The sequence below is a fragment of the Nocardia sp. NPDC003183 genome (assembly GCF_053590715.1).
Window position 1 is genome coordinate 620,054 of record NZ_JBSFTG010000003.1, and the last position, 16,546, is coordinate 636,599.

The 16,546-nt window shown below is 66.7% G+C and carries 15 protein-coding genes; 9 read left to right on the forward strand and 6 right to left on the reverse strand.

What is annotated here, in order from left to right; all coding sequences use genetic code 11:
• Positions 1-111: 111 nt before the first annotated feature.
• Positions 112-1,998: a thiamine pyrophosphate-binding protein gene (locus ACWDXS_RS14755; RefSeq protein WP_378995310.1), complete on the reverse strand. Its 1,887-nt coding sequence runs from the start codon at positions 1,996-1,998 to the stop codon at positions 112-114.
• 461 nt (positions 1,999-2,459) lie between these two features.
• Between ACWDXS_RS14755 and ACWDXS_RS14760 the strand changes: the two genes are divergently transcribed.
• The 3 genes from ACWDXS_RS14760 to ACWDXS_RS14770 all read left to right on the forward strand — a co-directional run bounded on the left by ACWDXS_RS14760 (position 2,460) and on the right by ACWDXS_RS14770 (position 4,563).
• Positions 2,460-2,879 (forward strand): acyl-CoA thioesterase, encoded by a 420-nt coding sequence (locus ACWDXS_RS14760; RefSeq protein WP_378995312.1) that lies wholly within the window; start codon positions 2,460-2,462, stop codon positions 2,877-2,879.
• A 289-nt stretch (positions 2,880-3,168) separates the two neighbouring features.
• On the forward strand, positions 3,169-3,588 hold the full coding sequence (locus ACWDXS_RS14765) for a hypothetical protein (protein WP_378995314.1): 420 nt from the start codon (positions 3,169-3,171) through the stop codon (positions 3,586-3,588).
• Between the two features lie 15 nt (positions 3,589-3,603).
• Positions 3,604-4,563: a hypothetical protein gene (locus ACWDXS_RS14770; RefSeq protein ID WP_449965846.1), complete on the forward strand. Its 960-nt coding sequence runs from the start codon at positions 3,604-3,606 to the stop codon at positions 4,561-4,563.
• Between the two features lie 24 nt (positions 4,564-4,587).
• On the opposite strand, the gene ACWDXS_RS14775 is transcribed toward ACWDXS_RS14770, so the two are convergent.
• The gene (locus ACWDXS_RS14775; RefSeq protein ID WP_378995318.1) at positions 4,588-4,860 is read right to left on the reverse strand and encodes a helix-turn-helix domain-containing protein; all 273 of its coding nucleotides are present in this window, start codon (positions 4,858-4,860) and stop codon (positions 4,588-4,590) included.
• A gap of 126 nt (positions 4,861-4,986) precedes the next feature.
• On the reverse strand, positions 4,987-6,618 hold the full coding sequence (locus ACWDXS_RS14780) for an ABC-F family ATP-binding cassette domain-containing protein (protein WP_449965849.1): 1,632 nt from the start codon (positions 6,616-6,618) through the stop codon (positions 4,987-4,989).
• A gap of 123 nt (positions 6,619-6,741) precedes the next feature.
• On the opposite strand from ACWDXS_RS14780, the gene ACWDXS_RS14785 reads away from it, so the two are divergent.
• Positions 6,742-7,506 carry an SDR family oxidoreductase gene (locus tag ACWDXS_RS14785; protein WP_449965852.1) on the forward strand — a complete coding sequence of 255 codons (765 nt, stop codon included), beginning with the start codon at positions 6,742-6,744 and terminating at the stop codon, positions 7,504-7,506.
• Between the two features lie 66 nt (positions 7,507-7,572).
• Here the strand turns inward: ACWDXS_RS14785 and ACWDXS_RS14790 are convergent, their stop codons facing one another.
• Complete coding sequence (locus ACWDXS_RS14790; protein WP_449965855.1) at positions 7,573-9,960, reverse strand: MMPL family transporter; 2,388 nt, start codon at positions 9,958-9,960, stop codon at positions 7,573-7,575.
• Between the two features lie 207 nt (positions 9,961-10,167).
• Positions 10,168-11,235: a lycopene cyclase family protein gene (locus tag ACWDXS_RS14795; protein ID WP_449965858.1), complete on the reverse strand. Its 1,068-nt coding sequence runs from the start codon at positions 11,233-11,235 to the stop codon at positions 10,168-10,170.
• A 109-nt stretch (positions 11,236-11,344) separates the two neighbouring features.
• Between ACWDXS_RS14795 and ku the strand changes: the two genes are divergently transcribed.
• Together ku and ACWDXS_RS14805 are read left to right on the forward strand one after the other, a co-directional pair.
• Positions 11,345-12,247, forward strand: a complete 903-nt coding sequence (gene ku, locus ACWDXS_RS14800) for a non-homologous end joining protein Ku (RefSeq protein ID WP_449965861.1) — start codon at positions 11,345-11,347, stop codon at positions 12,245-12,247.
• 15 nt (positions 12,248-12,262) lie between these two features.
• Entirely contained in the window at positions 12,263-12,799 is a 537-nt protein-coding gene (locus ACWDXS_RS14805) for a GNAT family N-acetyltransferase (protein ID WP_378627132.1), read from the forward strand.
• Between the two features lie 184 nt (positions 12,800-12,983).
• On the opposite strand, the gene ACWDXS_RS14810 is transcribed toward ACWDXS_RS14805, so the two are convergent.
• Positions 12,984-13,850, reverse strand: coding sequence for a MetQ/NlpA family ABC transporter substrate-binding protein (locus ACWDXS_RS14810; RefSeq protein ID WP_387443010.1), 867 nt, complete (start codon positions 13,848-13,850; stop codon positions 12,984-12,986).
• Positions 13,851-13,981: 131 nt separating this feature from the next.
• Between ACWDXS_RS14810 and ACWDXS_RS14815 the strand changes: the two genes are divergently transcribed.
• Genes ACWDXS_RS14815 through ACWDXS_RS14825 form a run of 3 tightly spaced genes read left to right on the forward strand, consistent with a single transcriptional unit; the run spans position 13,982 to position 16,526 of the window.
• Entirely contained in the window at positions 13,982-14,854 is an 873-nt protein-coding gene (locus ACWDXS_RS14815; RefSeq protein ID WP_379315017.1) for a MetQ/NlpA family ABC transporter substrate-binding protein, read from the forward strand.
• Entirely contained in the window at positions 14,851-15,864 is a 1,014-nt protein-coding gene (locus tag ACWDXS_RS14820) for a methionine ABC transporter ATP-binding protein (protein WP_379315018.1), read from the forward strand. Before ACWDXS_RS14815 ends, ACWDXS_RS14820 begins: the two co-directional genes overlap by 4 nt.
• Positions 15,864-16,526, forward strand: coding sequence for a methionine ABC transporter permease (locus tag ACWDXS_RS14825; protein ID WP_378995337.1), 663 nt, complete (start codon positions 15,864-15,866; stop codon positions 16,524-16,526). Before ACWDXS_RS14820 ends, ACWDXS_RS14825 begins: the two co-directional genes overlap by 1 nt.
• Positions 16,527-16,546 lie beyond the last annotated feature (20 nt).

Below are 16,546 nucleotides of genomic sequence, written 5' to 3' on the forward strand. Positions count from 1 at the left end.
CTGAGAATCGCAGTCCGCTCCGATGGCAGGTAGATACCGATGTGGACGGCGACCGATGGCAAATGTCACGGTCGCCGTCCACTCGGCAGCACAATCAGCTGACCCCGGGGATCACGGAGGGCCGATATCGCGCAGCTTCTCTACGTATTCCGCGTCGGCACTCGACCTTTCGGCCAGCAGGACATCCACCGCGGGCGGCAGCGCCGGGGGCAGGGCAGGGGTGGTGCGAATATCGAGGACATAGGGCTTGCCGTCCGCGACGGCCCGGAATCCGCGTTCGATCGCGCGCTGCAGCTTGCGGCCGTCGTCGACCACCTTTCCGTCGATGCCGAAGGTCTTGGCGATGTCGACGAAATCCTGCTCGGGTTCGCCCAGGCTCAGATAGGTCGCCGGATTGGTCGGCCGCCAGCCGTAGACGCGTTCGATCAGCCCGAGCCCGATCACCAGCGACGAATACTGCGCGTCGTTGACGACGATGTACAGCACCGGCAGATCGAATTTGGCGCTGGTCCACCAGGAATTGGTGTGGAACAGCGCCGAACCGTCGCCGATGACATTGACGATGTAGCGCTCCTCCCGCACGGCGAGGGAGAATCCGATCGACGCGGGCAACGAGAATCCCAGCGAACCACCCGAGGTGCAGAAGTAGGCGTCCGGCGAATCGTACTGAACCACCTTCTGCAAGCTGCTGGCGATCGAGAACGCTTCGTTGAGTACGGTGATCGGCCGATCGAGCGTCTTCTGCACTTCCGCCAGCGCGAACGCCACCTGCTGACCGGGAATCGGCACAGGGGCGTCGACGACAGCGGTCTTCGATTCTTCCGAAACCACCGAGTCGACGGTCTCGAGTTCGGCAACCGCCGCCGAATCGAGCAACTGGAATTGGTCGGCGTCGGCCGAGAACGCGGCGTCGCGTTGCGCGCCGAGCCGCAGAATGTTCGCATTGCGCGCTTGCGCCGACGCGAGGTCGAAGTGCGGGCTCGCGGCGATACCGGAAATGATCGGTGGCAGCGTCTTCTTGATGTCACCGAGGACACCGACCTCGGTGAAGTAGTTCTTGCCGATCTGCCACGAATCATTGTGCAGCGCCACCTGAACCAGGTCCGCGGGCAGGATCGGGCCCTTGTCCCACCGGAAGATCGAGATCTGGGCGTGCGAGTTCACCCCGATCAGGAAGATGGTGTCGTAGCCGCGCAACTGCATGTGGATGCCGTCTTGGATGGGTGCCAGTTCACCCTGCCAGTGCGGCAGGTCGTTCGGATAGTTCATCCGGCTCGCCTGGAACTCCGAGTACACGGCCGCGCCGAGCAGGTTCGCGAGACCTTCGATCTCCGGCCACGCGCCGGCCTCGCCGACGCCGTCGCCGACCAGCAGCACCGGATTGTTCGCGTTGGCGAGAGTCTCGACGGCCGCAGCGATCCCGGCCTCGTCGCCGGTCACCGCGTGCGCGATCCGAGTGGAGCGGGCCGGTTCCTGCAAGGTCGGCTGCTCGATCAGGAAATCCCACGGCACCGAGACGAACACGGGCCGGAACGGCGGCGTGAACAATTCTTTGAACGCACGCTGCATGACGAGCGGAATCTCGTCCGCGCTGCGGATCTCGTGTGCCCACTTCGTGTATTGGCCCGCGGTTCGGACCAGATCCGATCCCAGCAGCGGCTCCTGGATCAGCAGATCGCTGTGCTGCTGGCCGCACAGGACGAGGACCGGGATATTCGAGGTGTACGCGTCGAAAAGGTTTCCGACGATATTGGCGGCGCCAGGGGTGATGTGGACCAGTGCGACGCCGGGCTTGCCCGACGCGCGGGCATAACCCATCGCGGCGCCCATCGCGATGTTCTCGTGCAGGGTCGGGATGTACTCGACACCGTTCTCCGGAATGGTGGTGGCGTCGATCAGCGGGATTTCCTGGGTGCCGGGAACACCGAAGATGTACTCGATGCCGGCGTCGCGAATGTAGTCGAAGATGACATCGCGCCCTAGTTTGGGTGAACTCATTGCAGTCCTGTCATACGGTCGAGATCGGGAGATGTTCTCGGTGCCGGTCGCAGCCTGGCGATGCCCATTTCGCCCCGTTCGGGCAGCAAAAAAGCCCTGACCGAAAGGCCGGGCTGATGGGGTCGTCGAGAGTGCGCTGCGAGGGGCCGAGAAGCGGGGGTCACCGGCGTAAGCGCCGTAGAAGGCCCAACCTGGCCGGAACTTCGTTGTCTCACAACCATTTTGAGCACGCGAATGCCCGCTGGCTCAATGATGACCCAGCGCGGGGGCGCCGTCAATGGCAAGCGCGAATCCGATCGAACAACCTGGTAGAGCCCGCGCGCGTCGTGAAATTTCCGGTCGGCGTGGCGACGATCGCGATGGGCGTAAGGCCACGGCAGCCATACCGGACCGCTCGGAATGTGTCCGAGATTGCACACACACCGGGAACAAGCACGCGCGAGCCGCCGGTTATACACCGTATGACGTTCTCCGTACCGGTCCTCGTCCGCGGCTACGAGCTCGACACCCAGGGCCATCTCAATCACGCCGTCTATCACCAGTACGGCGAGCACGCCCGGTGGGAGCTGCTGCGCGCGGCGGGCATCCCGCAGGACAAGTTCATCGCCAGCGGCGTCGGTGCGGTGGTGCTCGAGTCGACCATCAAGTACAAGCGCGAACTGCGCGGTGGCGACGAGGTCACCGTGACTTGCGTGTTCGACTGGAAGGAAGGCGAGAAGGTCTTCCGCTTCCACCACCAGATCATCAAGCTCGACGGAACCGTCGCCGCGGAGATCACCGTCGTGGCGGGCGCGATGGATCTGACAGCCCGCCGGCTCGTCGCGAACCCGGCCGAACATTTCCGCGAGCTCGCCGAGAATCCCGAACTGCTCGGCCTCTAGCGACCACACACGGCGCGGCAGGCACCCTCCAGCACGGACCCGGGGGACGCCCGCCGCGCCGTTGTCATCTGCGTTTGCTGCCGGATTGCCGGTGAGAACACGCTTGCAACATCCGAGTTGTCCGAAATTCTTTCCCGGCAAGGCGATCACGCGCCGCTCGGCGGTTTGCCCGGCACTCCGCAAATCTCGCGAACCGGCTCGGCGGACCACCTGTTCACGTTATGATCCGAAGCACCTTTTGGGGTTCTGGCAAATCGCGAGCAGACGAGAAAGATCGGAGTGAGTGCCCATGACCGACGCCATCCACCTCCCCGCTACCGCGTCGTCCCGAGATCGGGGCCCCGCCTTGCGCGGATTGCTGGTGGCCGAGTCCGAGCGCGACATCTCGGTGCGCGTCGACGGTGGAACCTGGACATTCGACCGCAACGACGTCGTGCGACTCACCGAAGACCGCGTGGGCGCGGGTGAACGTCAGGTACGGGTCGATATCCGTCCCGGCGCCACCGCCGACTTCACCCGACGGATGCGCGTCGATCTGGTCGACCGGCCGATCACCCTCGCACCGGAACCGTCGGAGGCGCTGGGCGACGAGCAGCTGGCCCGCGCCACCCGCAGCTGGGCGACGAAATTGCGCATCGCCGAACGAGGTGGTGTCACCGGGGCGACCTTCACCTTCCGCGACGGCATCAACTGCGACAGCCTCGACTGAAACGGCGCGCAAGTGATGGAAGGCGCTACCGACGCCGTGCTCATCGTCTCCGAAGCCGACGACCTGCACGCCGATGCGCTGGCGTCGACCCTGCGAGACCACCACGGGCTCGATCCGATCCGGCTCGACCTGCGCGACTTCCCCACTGAGACAGGGAGTTTCCGGCTCGACAAAGCGGGTACCAACCGCGCGATGTCCCATGTCCACGGCCTCGACGACGTCCGCGCGGTGTGGTGGCGCAGGCCGCACCCGTGCCGGGTGCCCACCGGCGTGCGCGCGGCCGACGACGCGTTCCGCCAGGCCGAGTGTGACGGATTCCTGCAGGGCATGCTGTGGTCGATCCCGGCGTACTGGGTCAACGATCCGGCCGCCGAGCGCACCGCGAGCCGCAAGATCGTCCAGCTCGAAACCGCGCAGCGGGCGGGTTTCACGATCCCGGAAACGCTGGTCACCAACGACCCGGACGAGGCGCGCAGTTTCGTCGAATCCCGGTGCGGGCCAGTGGTGTACAAACGCACCGGCACGGGCCGTGGCGAATTCTCGGAGACCAGGATCATCACCAGGCCCGAGCTGAACAAGCTCGAGTCGATCCGGTCGACGCCGACCACGTTCCAGGATTACGTGGAGGCCAGCTGCGATCTTCGGGTCGTCTGGGTCGACGGCGTCGAGTGGAGTGTGCGCATCGACTCCCAGGCGGGAGTCGGGCGCATCGATTCCCGGCTCGACACCTCGGTCGCGTTCGCACCGGATCGGCTACCGGCGTCGGTCAGCAAGTCCCTCGCGACCCTGATGGGCGCGCTCGGACTCAGCTTCGGCGTGGTCGATCTACGCCTCGGCAGCGACGGCGAGTACTACTTCCTCGAGGTGAACCCGCAGGGACAGTTCGCCTACCTCGAGATCAAGACCGGGCTGCCACTGTTCGCCAGCCTGGCCAATCTGCTGGTCCGTGGCGACGGAGCCGTCGCAGGCTGGTAGCGACACCGTCGCGTGGCGCGCGATTCAGTCGGCCGGATTCTTGCGCCGATTGGCGCCGCCGCGCCCACGCAGTTCTACATGTGACTCGACCAGCACATTGTGGATGAAGCCGTACGAGCGGCCGGTGGACCTGGCCAGGGTGCGAATGGACGCGCCCGCCTCGTACTGCTTCTTCAGCTGGGTCTGCAGCCGGTCGCGGGACTTGCCCGTCACCCGGGTGCCCTTACCCAGGGCTGACTTGCCGATCGTCGATTTACCCTTGGCCGACCTAGCGGCCTGTCTGGCACTGTCGCTCATGGCTTCCTCCGAGTCGCCGAGCACTTCTTCCAGGCTAGACACTCCGCACTCGGTGATCAACGAAAACAGTGATCAAACTCACGCGATCCCGGCGAGTTCCGCCACGACACAGCCTTTCACCACGGATCAGGCGAGGTCGATCAGCTCCGCGTACTCCGCGGACCAGTGGTCCTCGGTGCCGTCGGGCAGCAGGATGACCCGCTCCGGGTTGAGCGCCTCGGCCGCGCCAGGGTCGTGCGTCACCAGCACCACAGCACCCGCGTAGGTGCGCAGCGCCTCGAGGACCTGCTCGCGCGAGACCGGGTCGAGGTTGTTGGTCGGCTCGTCGAGCAGCAGCACGTTCGCCGCCGAGGACACCAGCCCGGCCAGGGCCAGACGCGTCTTCTCACCGCCGGACAGCGTGCCCGCCGGCTGGTCGAGCTGCGGACCGGTGAACATGAACGCACCGAGCAGGCTGCGCAGCTCCTGCTCCCCCGCGTCCGGAGAGGCGTGGCGGATGTTCTCCCACACCGAGGCCTGATCGTCGAGGGTGTCGTGCTCCTGGGCGAAGTAGCCGACCTTGAGCCCACGGCCCTGCTCGACGCCGCCCGCGGTCGGCGTCTCGACACCGGCGAGCAGTTTCAGCATGGTCGTCTTACCGGCGCCGTTGAGCCCGAGCACCACCACGCGGCTGCCCTTGTCGACAGCGAAGTTCACGCCGGTGAAGATTTCCAGGGAACCGTAGAGCTTGGTCAGGTCCTTCACCATCAGCGGCGTCTTGCTGCAGGCCGCCGGCTCGGGGAACCGGATGCGGGCGACCTTGTCGCTCACGCGCACGTCGTCGAGCTCGTTGATCAAGCGTTCGGCGCGACGCACCATCTGGTGTGCCGCAGCGGCTTTGGTGGCCTTCGCGCCGAGCTTGGCAGCCTGCTGACGCAGCGCGCCCGCCTTCTTCTCGGCGTTGGCGCGCTCGCGGACGCGGCGCTGCTCGTCGGTGGCACGGGCGTCGAGGTACTTCTTCCAGCCCATGTTGTAGACGTCGGCCTCACCGCGCACGGCGTCGAGGAACCACACCTTGTTGACCACGTCGCCGAGCAGTTCCACGTCGTGGCTGATCACGATCAGGCCGCCGTCGTGGTTCTGCAGGAAACCGCGCAGCCAGGTGATGGAGTCGGCGTCGAGGTGGTTGGTCGGTTCGTCGAGCAGCAGGATGCGGTCGGAGCGCCCGCCCGAGCCGTCGGAGGCGGAGAACAGGATGCGGGCCAGCTCGATGCGGCGGCGCTGACCACCGGAGAGGGTGCGCAGCTGCTGATCGAGGACGCGATCGGGCAGGCCTAGGCTGTTGCAGATGCGGGCCGCCTCGCTCTCGGCGACGTAGCCGCCGAGCGAGGAGAACTGGTCCTCGAGGCGCCCGTACCGGCGAATCGCCTTGTCGCGAGCGGCATCGTCGGCCACCTCGGCCATCTCGACCTGGGCCTTCTCCATGTCGCGCAGCAGCACGTCGAGCCCGCGCGCCGAGAGCACCCGGTCTTTGGCGATCACATCGAGATCGCCTTCCTTCGGGTCCTGCGGCAGATAGCCGATGTCGGTGGAGCGCGTGATCTTTCCGGCGTACGGCTCGCCCTCGCCCGCGAGGATGCGCAGGGTGGTGGTCTTACCCGCACCGTTGCGACCGACCAGTCCGATCCGGTCGCCGGACTGCACCCGCAGCGCCGGCCCAGGAGCCGAGAGCAGGGTACGGACTCCGGCCCGGACCTCCAGGTCGGTCGCCGTGATCACAGAGTTCTCCTCAGAGTAAGACAAACGGGAAGGGCATATCGGCAAGAACCACTTATTTTACCGTCGACGCTTCCGGAAGCCGAACCCGGCGCTGCCCGATGTGAGCGTGGTTACTCTCGTGCCATGACTACCGATCTCCTTGGCCGGACCGCTCTCGTCACCGGAGCCAGTCGCGGCATCGGCCTCGCGACTGCGGCCGAACTGATGCGCCGGGGCGCGAACGTGCTGATCACCGCGCGTAAACCCGAACCACTGGAGGCCGCGGCCACCGAGCTGCGCGCGCTGGGCCACAAGGGTCAGGTGAGCTATCTCGCCGGCAACGCGGGCGATGCCGACGCACGCGCGGAAGCCGTGGCCAGAGCCGTCACCGAGTACGGCTCGCTCGACATCCTGATCAACAACACCGGCATCAACCCCGTCTACGGTCCGCTGATGGACGCCGATCTGGGTGGCGTCAGCAAGATCTTCGATGTGAACGTGGTGGCGTCGCTGGGCTATGTGCAGCAGGCCTACCGCGCGTGGATGGCCGAGCACGGTGGTGCGGTGGTGAACGTGGCCAGCGTCGCGGGCATCCGGTCGTCGGGGGTGATCTCGGCCTACGGCGCGTCGAAGGCGGCGCTGATCCGGCTCACCGAGGAGCTGGCCTGGCAGCTGGGCCCGAAGATCCGCGTCAACGCCGTGGCGCCGGGCGTGGTCAAGACCAAGTTCGCCGATGCGCTGTACTCCGACGACGAGGAGCGTGCCGCGAGCGTGTATCCGCTGAAGCGACTCGGCGAGCCCGAGGACGTGGCCCGGCTGATCGCATTCCTGGTGTCCGACGAGGCAGCGTGGATCACCGGTGACTGTGTGCGGGTCGACGGCGGGTTCCTGTCCACCGGCGGCATCTGAACCCACCACCTCTGAAACTCGCAGGGGCGGGCGGCGGTTCGGCGTGCCCGCCCCTGCGACGTCTCGTCAGTCCGAGGTCTCGCGACTGCCCGTCGAGACCGAAATGCTCTCCTGCGCCCGCGAGTTCTCCCGCGTACCGTCCTCGGCCCGCGCCGGGTCGGCACGCTCGGCCTCAGCTCGGGCCGCCTGCGCCCGCGCCGCCTCCGCCCGCGCGAGTGGATCCACGACGACAACCTCCTCCGACCTGGCGGCGAGCGGATCACGCACCACCACTTCACGTTTCGACCGAGCCGAGCCGCCCTCGTCCAGGCCCCACCGATCGTGGAGTCGACGCAGGAATTCCGGTGCGTACCAGTTCGCGTCGCCCAGCACCTTCATCGCGGCGGGCAGCAGGAACCCGCGCACGAGGGTGGCGTCGACGATCACGGCCAGCGGCAGGCCGATGCCGAAGGACTTCATGAAGGTGATGTCGGAGGCGAGGAAGCCGAGGAACACCAGGGAGATGAGAATCGCCGCGGCGGTGACGATACGTCCGACCCGTTCCAGGCCGAGCGCGACCGCGGTCTCGTTCTTGCCGGTCCGGTCGTACTCCTCCCGGATCCGCGACAGCAGGAACACCTGGTAGTCCATCGCGAGCCCGAAGGCGGCGGCGAACAGCATCACCGGGACGGTTGCCGACAGGTCTCCGGTGACGGTGAAACCGAGGACCCCGGACAGATGGCCGTCCTGGAAGATCCACACCAGCGCACCGAAGGTCGCGGTCAAACTCAGCGCGCTGAGGATCACCGCCAGCACCGGCAGCACCACGCTGCCGGTGAGCGCGAACAGCACGATCAGCATCATGATCACCACGAAGCCGAGCGCCCACGGCAGTGCGTTCTCGATCGCGGCGACCGAGTCGGTATTGGCGGCGGCCACGCCACCGACCAGCAACTCGCTCGGTGTCCGCACCGCGCGCACCTGCTCGACCAGGTGCGCCAGGGCGTCGCTGTCACCGGTGGTCGGCACGATCGACAGGTAGACGGCCTTCTCGACCCGGAACCGCGCGTTGGCCGCGGTGGGTTCGAGGAGCAACCCGCCCTGGGCATAGCTGCCGGTGGCGGTGTCGACGCGGCGGACGTTGTCCAGGTCGGACATGTCACGCGCGATGGTGTCGAGTCCCGCCGCGCTGTAAGCGCTGTCGGGCAGCACGGCGACGAGGGTGTGCTGGTCGCTCTCGCCGAAGTCGCGCGCCACGATCTCGGTGACCTGACGGGAGTTCATCGATGCCGGCAGTGTTCGTTCGTCCGGGAATCCGAGTTTCACGCCGAGGAACGGCGCACCGAGCAGGAGCAGCAGCGCGGTGACGGCGAGTCCGATCGAGATCGGCTTGCGCATCACGGCCGTGGCCAGCTTGTGCCAGGCGCCTTCACCCGGGGCGGGACGCGGCGCGCGCAGGAACCACCAGCCGAGCTGCCCCTTGTCGATGCGGGTACCGATCAGCAGCAACGCGGCGGGCAGCGCGGTGAGCGACACCAGCGCGGCCAGTGCCGCGACGACGATGCCCGCGTAGCCCATCGACCGGATCGCCAGCAGCGGGAAGAACAGCAACCCGGCCAGCGCCACCGCGACGGTGAGCGCGGAGAACGCGACGGTGCGGCCCGCGGTGCGCAGGGTGGTGGCCACCGCGCCCGCCGGCGTGCGGCCCTCGGCCAGTTCGTCGCGGTAGCGGCTGACGATCAGCAGGCTGTAGTCGATGGCCAGACCGAGGCCGAGCAGCGTCGCCACATTGGTCGCGGTGACGGCCAGCGGCGTGAACAGGGTGAGCAACCACAGCGCGCCCATCGTGGTGAGCACGGTGCCGATCGCGACGAGCAGCGGCAGGCTCGCGGCGACCAGGCCGCCGAAGACGAACAGCAGCGCGATCAGGGTGAGCGGGAACGCGATGGCCTCGCCCTTGGCGATATCGGTCTTGCTCTGCTGCACCGTCTCGTGCATGAGCATGGCGAATCCGCCTGCCCTGACCTGCAACGATCCTTGTTTGCCCGTCAGCTCTTCGGAGATGGCGGTGACGCGTTGGTCGATCTCGCGTTCGCTGCCGAGCACACTGGCGACGATCAGACCCTGCTTGCCGTCGACACTGCGCAGCGCGGGCTGGTGGGAGGTCCAGTACGACATCACCTCGGTGACCCCGGCCCGTTCCTGCAGGTTGGCGACCAATGCCGTTGCCGCCGCGGTGGATTCGGGGTCCTCGACCGAGGACTCGGTTTCCACCAGCAGCAGCAGGTTCGGCGGCGCCTGCCCGAACTCGGTGCCCAACACCTCCAGCGCGCGACTGGATTCGCTCCCGGAGTCGGTGTATCCGCCGCCCTCCACCCGCTCGAACAGCGTCGCGCCCAGTGCACCGAGCACCACTGCGAGCACCGCGAAAACGCCGAGCACCCAGCGACTGCGCCGCCTGGTGAATTCGAACACCGGATTGTCCCCTAACTCGTCACACCATCGCGCGAGGCGCATATCGACGTGCGGGGGCTCGGAGTAGTTCCGGCCGTCCCGCCTCGTCGGCCCGATCCTGTTGGCGGGTCGGCGCGTTCGCGTGGCGATCGTAGCAACTTCGTGGCGGCACCGCCGGGCCTCTGGCACACCCTTGTTCGTCCGGTCGGCGACGGGTCTCGGCGTCGGCTACCGACGAGCCGCGCCGACGACCGAGGTCACGACAGTGCGGCGCAGATTCGGCGGAAGATCGGCGAACAGCGCGCGCATCGCGGCGAGAGTGCCACCGAGGTCATCGAGGCCGGACAGATAGCAACGTTGCAGGTGCGCGGGCAAACCGAAGAACGTCTCGAAGAAGACCGGGACCTCGCGCGGCGGCAGAGCCAGCACCGCGCGCAATCCCGCGCGGCGCAAGGCCGCCACGGCCCGCGCGCTGGGCGTCCACACCGTGCCACCCGCGACAACGGTGTCGGCGGCGGCGAGAGCGGCGGCGACGCTGTATCCGGTCGCGGGGTGGGTCAACCCACCGGCCGCACCGAATCTGCCGCGCCCCGGCATGCCGCCCTGGACCGGAAATCGCACCCGTTCAACGGGTTCGGCCCCGGTGAGCGCGATCCCCCGCACCCGCAACCGATGTTCGAGTCGGCGTCGCAACACGTCCGGCGCGAGCGCGGGTCGCCCGGCGAGGCAGGTCTCCTCGAACAGCACGGTGTCGGGGCTCAGCGGTATCGCGTACAGAAACGACGGTGGCTCGTCGGGATCGGCCCCGTTGTCGGCCCGCCAGTCCATGAACAGTGTCGGCTCGAGTCCCGTACGGTCCACGACCACCCCGTAGGCGGTCTGCTCGGCGCGACGCGGCGACCGGGCCAGCCCCCGCGCGTCGACCACCTGCCCGGTACGGGTCAGCCCACCCGCCGTCCGCACCGAGCGTGTGTTCACCTCCACAGCGCGGTCCGCGATCACGGTCGCGCCGTGCAGCGTCAACGACGACTGCAGCGCCGCCGTATCGAACACCTGATAGGTGCGATCGATCCGATGCTCGCGCACCGCCCACGCCGTCGGCTCGTCGATCGCCGCCGCGACCACGCCGGCATCGAGCCACCCGGGCAATTCATCGACCCACGCCGCATAGGTCGGCGTCCATCCCCGATCCGGGCGTGGATCGATCACAGTGACGTCGCGCCCGGCCGCCAGCGCACGATGGGCAACGGCCCGGCCCGCCGGCCCGATCCCGCACACGATCACCTCGATACCCACTCGGCAATTGGATCAGACGCAACGATTTCAAGCACCGCGGGATCACAGGCGGGCACCTGTTCGAGATCGCTTGCTCGCCCCGGCGCGACATTTCGACCATGATGGGTGGATGAGATCGATCTGGAAGGGCTCGATCGCTTTCGGGCTGGTCAATGTCCCGGTCAAGGTCTATACCGCGACCGAGGACCATGACATTCGGTTCCACCAGGTCCACGCCAAGGACGGGGGCCGGATCAAATATGACCGGGTCTGTCAGGTGTGTGGCAAATCTGTGCAGTACTCCGATATCGACAAGGCCTATACCTCGCCGGACGGTGAGCAGGTGGTACTGACCGACGCCGATTTCTCGAAACTGCCCGCGGCGGAGAAACACGAGATTCCCGTGCTGGAATTCGTGCCGTCCGATCAGATCGACCCGGTGCTGTTCGACAAGAGCTATTACCTCGAACCGGATTCCACGACGCCGAAGGCCTATCAGTTGCTGGCGGCGACCCTCGAACGCATCGACAAGACCGCGCTGGTCCATTTCACACTGCGCCAGAAGACCCGGCTGGCCGCCTTGCGCGTGCGTGACGGTGTGCTGGTCCTGCAGACGCTGCTGTGGCCCGACGAAGTGCGGGCGGTCGAATTCCCGTCGCTCGACGACGCACCCGCCCCGCGCCCGCAAGAACTGAAGATGGCCGAAACCCTCGTCGAATCGATGTCAGGAGATTTCGACCCGTCCGAATACACCGACGAATACCAGATCGAATTGCAGAAGCTGCTCGACGAGGCGATCGCCAGCGGCACCGGCAAGGTCGAGCCCGCCGCCGAGACAGCGCCCGCCGAACAGGCGGATGCCGAAGTCGTGGATCTGGTCGCCGCGCTGCAACGCAGTCTCGAGACCAGCGGGCGCCGCGAAGCCGCCCCGGAGAAGAAACCCGCGAAAAAGGCCGCCAAGAAAGCCGCACCGCGCAAAGCCGCCGCGAGCAAATCCACCGCGTCCAAGACCGCTGCCCGCAAAGGCGCGTAGGGCACACTGGCGGCTATGGACACCGCCATCGCTGTCGTGCCGATGGGTTTGGGACACCTGCGTCAAGTCCTCGACCTCGGCCATCAGGTTTTCGACACCACCATCAAGCCGTACACGTCGTGGTCGCTCACGGCCGTCGCCGAGCACCTCGACAGCCCCGACAACGCCTGCTGGGTGGCCCTGGATTCCGACCGGGTGGTCGGGTTCGTCCTCGGGTCGATGGAGTTCGAGCATCGCGACGACTGGGCGTATCTGGAATGGATCGCGGTAGCCCCCGATATGCAGGGCCACGGGATCGCGCGGCGGCTGGTGAACGTGTGCTCGGAGGCGTTGTTCGCCCGCGGCGCCCGCCATATCGTCACCGATGTCGAGGACCGCAACAGCGCCTCGGCCGCGCTGATGACCAGCAGCGGATTCGTGCCCGCCGCGACCGTCACCCTGCTGGTGCGGCCCAACCCCGCTGCCCCCGACGACGACGCCGCCCTGCCGCCGATCACCAAACGTGATCTCGTCCGCCGCGGCAGACTGTCGGTCGAGCACCCGCTGCGCTGACCCGCTGCCGGAGCACCTCGAGCGCATCAACCCTGGTCGGGCCTGTTCTCGGCGGGCGGCTCCTACGCCGCGAGACGAGCACGACGGCGCCGAGCTGACTGTGATGGCCGATATGTGGTCGCCCGCGTGCACCGTGATCCGCACCCCTGCACCTGGAGACCACCGTGCCGGGGGGTGTTCGCGACTACTTGCGGAACTTCGTTTCCAGCTCGCGCAGCGTGGCTTGCAGATCGGCGGCGTCGTTGGTCTTGAAGATTCCCGCGTAGCCCGTCTCCGCCTGGACCGCGGCCACCACCTCCGGATCATGGTAGAGCTGCGCGAGTTTCAGGTAGGTGGGGTTGTCCTTGTCGGCCGCCCGCGCGGCGAAGACGTTGATGTACTGCTTCAACTCCGGACGTTCCGGGTCGTCGGTGTAGATGACCTGCTGCTGGGTCAGGCCGGCGGGCCCGGCGAACGTGTCGTCGACGAACGCCGCGTCGACGCTGTCCAACGACTGCGCGGTGAGCGTCGGATCGATCGTGGTGAGCCGCACCTTCGAAGCGCCGGTGTCGACGTCGTCGATCGTGGAGTCCCAACTCGCGCCACCCTTCAGCACGATCAACCCCGCCGCCGACAGCCCGAGCAGGGGGCGGACCTGCTGCGCCGGATTGTTGCTGAGCGTGATCTGCCCACCCCGCGGGATCTCGGCGACCGAGGTGTGCTTCGTGGAGTACAGGGTGAGCGGGAAGATCTCGGTCGCGCCGATCGGCACGATCGTGTCGTTGCTGGCCACGTTGTAGTTGGCCAGGTACCGCACGTGCTGGAATTTGTTGAGGTCGACCTGTTTCTGCGCCAGCGCCGGATTGGGCTGCTTGTAGTCGGTGAAGTTCACGTACTCGACGGTGATGCCCTGCTCGGCCGCCTTGCGTTTGTACACCTCCCAGTGCGGTTGTGCGATGTCGTTCACACCGATTCGCACCACGCCGTCCGGGTGGTCTTGCCCACAGCTCACCGCCCCTGTTGCCAGCGCGACCAGGACCGGAATCGCCAGCAGACGGCGCAGGATTCGCATTGTCCGCAAGTTAGACGGGCGTCCCAGTGTTTGCGAGGATTTCGCTCATGGCAAGTCAAACCGTTGTCGGCGGGTAGTGCCGACAGCTTGGATGGCCGAGTTCATCTTCTGCTAGCAATTCGGGAGTACAAGTGAAATTCCGTCGGACACTGGCGATCCCAGTGCTGATAGCAACCGCGGCCCTCACCCTGACCGCGTGCGGTTCCGATGACGACGCGTCGGGCACGGTTGTGCGGATCGGCACCACCGACAAGGACAAGGCTTTCGAGGTCTTCGAACAGAAGGCCAAGGAGCAGGGCATCACGCTGAAGGTCACCAACTTCTCCGATTACAAGCAGCCGAATACGGCGCTGTCGCAGAAACAGATCGACCTCAATCTGTTCCAGCATCTGCAGTTCCTCGGCCAATACAACGTGGCGAGCTCGGACACGCTCACCCCGATCGGCTCGACGTATATTGTCCCGCTGGGCCTTTACTCGAAGAAGCACAAGGCTCTCGCCGATATCCCGGCCGGTGGTGAGATCGCGATCCCCAACGATCCGACCAACCAGGCGCGTGCACTATTCGTGCTCCAGGCCGCCGGCTTGCTGAAGATCACCGGTACCTCGGTCCAGCCGACGCCCGCCGACATCGACAAGGCCGCGTCCAAGGTGCGGGTGACTCCCGTCGATGCCGCCCAGACCGCGTTGTCGCTGCCCTCGGTCGACGGCTCGGTGATCAACAACACCTTCCTCGACCGGTCGGGCGTCGACCCGAAATCGGCGCTGTACAAGGATGATCCGAAGAATCCGGCCGCCGAGCCGTACATCAATGTGATCGTCAGCCGCGCCGAGGACAAGACGAATCCGACGTATCTGAAGCTGGTCGAGATCTGGAAGGACCCGGCCGTGGCCACCGCGCATGCCGAAACCACCAAGGGCACCGCGGTCGCGGTGAACCGTCCTGGCGCCGAGCTCGAGCAGATCCTGGACCGGGTGCAGCAGGGCATCCGCACGGCCAAGTGAGTGCCGGCCCAGCCGCCGTCGAATTCCGTTCCGTCACGAAGATTTTCGGCAGCGGCGACGCTCGGCACACCGCACTAGACGGTATCGACCTGCGGATCGAACCGGGTGAGATCTTCGGCGTCATCGGCTACTCCGGAGCGGGCAAGTCCACGCTGGTCCGGCTGATCAACGCGCTCGACAAGCCGACTTCGGGCACCGTCACGATTTCCGGCACCCCGATCACCGGGGTGCCGGAGTCGGCGGTGCGCAGGCTGCGTCGCGATATCGGCATGGTGTTCCAGCAGTTCAACCTGTTCCGATCCCGCACCGCCGCGGGCAATATCGAGTACCCACTAAAAGTGGCGGGCTGGAAACGGGCCGAACGCAAGGCCCGCGTGGCCGAACTGCTCGACTTCGTCGGGCTCACCGACAAGGCGCGCGCCTACCCCGATCAGCTCTCGGGCGGGCAGAAGCAGCGGGTCGGGATCGCCAGGGCATTGGCGACCTCGCCCTCGCTGTTGCTCGCCGACGAGGCCACCTCCGCGCTGGACCCGGAGACCACGGGCGAGGTGCTGCGATTGCTGAAGAAGATCAATGCCGAACTCGGGGTGACCATCGTCGTGATCACCCACGAGATGGATGTGATCCGCGCGGTCGCCGACCGGGTCGCGGTGCTCGCCGAGGGCCGGATCGTCGAATTGGCCTCCACCTTCGATGTTTTCGCCGCGCCGCAGGCCGCGCCGACACGGTCGTTCGTGGCGACCGTGCTGCACAACCGGCCCGACGCGACCGAGCTGGATCGGTTGCGCGAGCTCCACGGCGGCCGGTTGGTCACCGTCGACATCGACGACCACAGCGGTCTGGGGGCGGCGCTGGCCGCCGCTACCGCCGCCGACGTGCGCTTCGAGATCGTCTACGGCGGGGTGAGCACGTTGCAGGACAAGACATTCGGCAGTGTCACCCTGGCGCTGCACGGGCCCGATGCCGCGCTGGATCGCGTTGTCGCCGACCTGGAACGGAAGGCGGGCTGATGGAGACCAACTGGGAGAAGCTGCGGCCCACGCTGTTCGAGGCGATCGGGACCACCGTCTATCTGGTCGGCGTGACGTTCGTCGTCGCGGGGCTGATCGGGCTGGTACTCGGGACCGCGCTGTACACGACCCGCAGGGGTGGCCTGCTGGCGAACGGGCCGATCTACTTCGTGCTGAATGTGATCGTCAATGTGGTGCGCCCTATTCCGTTCATCATCCTGCTGGCCGCGCTCGGCCCGGTCACGCTGGAGGTGGTGGGCACCACGATCGGCTCCGAGGCGGCGTTGTTCGTGATGATCGTCGCGGCCTCGTTCGGGATCGCGCGGATCGTGGAACAGAACCTGGTGACGGTCGACCCGGGTGTGATCGAGGCCGCGCGTGCGGTCGGTGCGGGACCGCTGCGGATCATTCTCACGCTGATCGTTCCGGAAGCGTTGGGGCCGTTGATTCTCGGCTACACCTTCGTGGTGATCTCGATCGTCGATATCTCGGCGATGGCGGGCACCGTCGGCGGTGGCGGGCTCGGTGATTTCGCCATTGTCTACGGGTATCAGCAATTCCAGTGGCAGGTCACCATCGTGGCGGTGCTGATCATCATCGCCGGTGTACAGGGAGTGCAGTTCTTCGGCAATTGGCTGGCCAGGAAAGTACTGCGCCGCTGAATCCAGCAGGGGTACGAACC

Bases quoted from the DNA above. Each gene is read 5' to 3' on its own strand.
- ACWDXS_RS14755 (WP_378995310.1), bottom strand. From the start codon at position 1,998: ATGAGTTCACCCAAACTAGGGCGCGATGTCATCTTCGACTACATTCGC.
- ACWDXS_RS14760 (WP_378995312.1), top strand. From the start codon at position 2,460: ATGACGTTCTCCGTACCGGTCCTCGTCCGCGGCTACGAGCTCGACACC.
- ACWDXS_RS14765 (WP_378995314.1), top strand. From the start codon at position 3,169: ATGACCGACGCCATCCACCTCCCCGCTACCGCGTCGTCCCGAGATCGG.
- ACWDXS_RS14770 (WP_449965846.1), top strand. From the start codon at position 3,604: ATGGAAGGCGCTACCGACGCCGTGCTCATCGTCTCCGAAGCCGACGAC.
- ACWDXS_RS14775 (WP_378995318.1), bottom strand. From the start codon at position 4,860: ATGAGCGACAGTGCCAGACAGGCCGCTAGGTCGGCCAAGGGTAAATCG.
- ACWDXS_RS14785 (WP_449965852.1), top strand. From the start codon at position 6,742: ATGACTACCGATCTCCTTGGCCGGACCGCTCTCGTCACCGGAGCCAGT.
- ku (WP_449965861.1), top strand. From the start codon at position 11,345: ATGAGATCGATCTGGAAGGGCTCGATCGCTTTCGGGCTGGTCAATGTC.
- ACWDXS_RS14805 (WP_378627132.1), top strand. From the start codon at position 12,263: ATGGACACCGCCATCGCTGTCGTGCCGATGGGTTTGGGACACCTGCGT.
- ACWDXS_RS14810 (WP_387443010.1), bottom strand. From the start codon at position 13,850: ATGCGAATCCTGCGCCGTCTGCTGGCGATTCCGGTCCTGGTCGCGCTG.
- ACWDXS_RS14825 (WP_378995337.1), top strand. From the start codon at position 15,864: ATGGAGACCAACTGGGAGAAGCTGCGGCCCACGCTGTTCGAGGCGATC.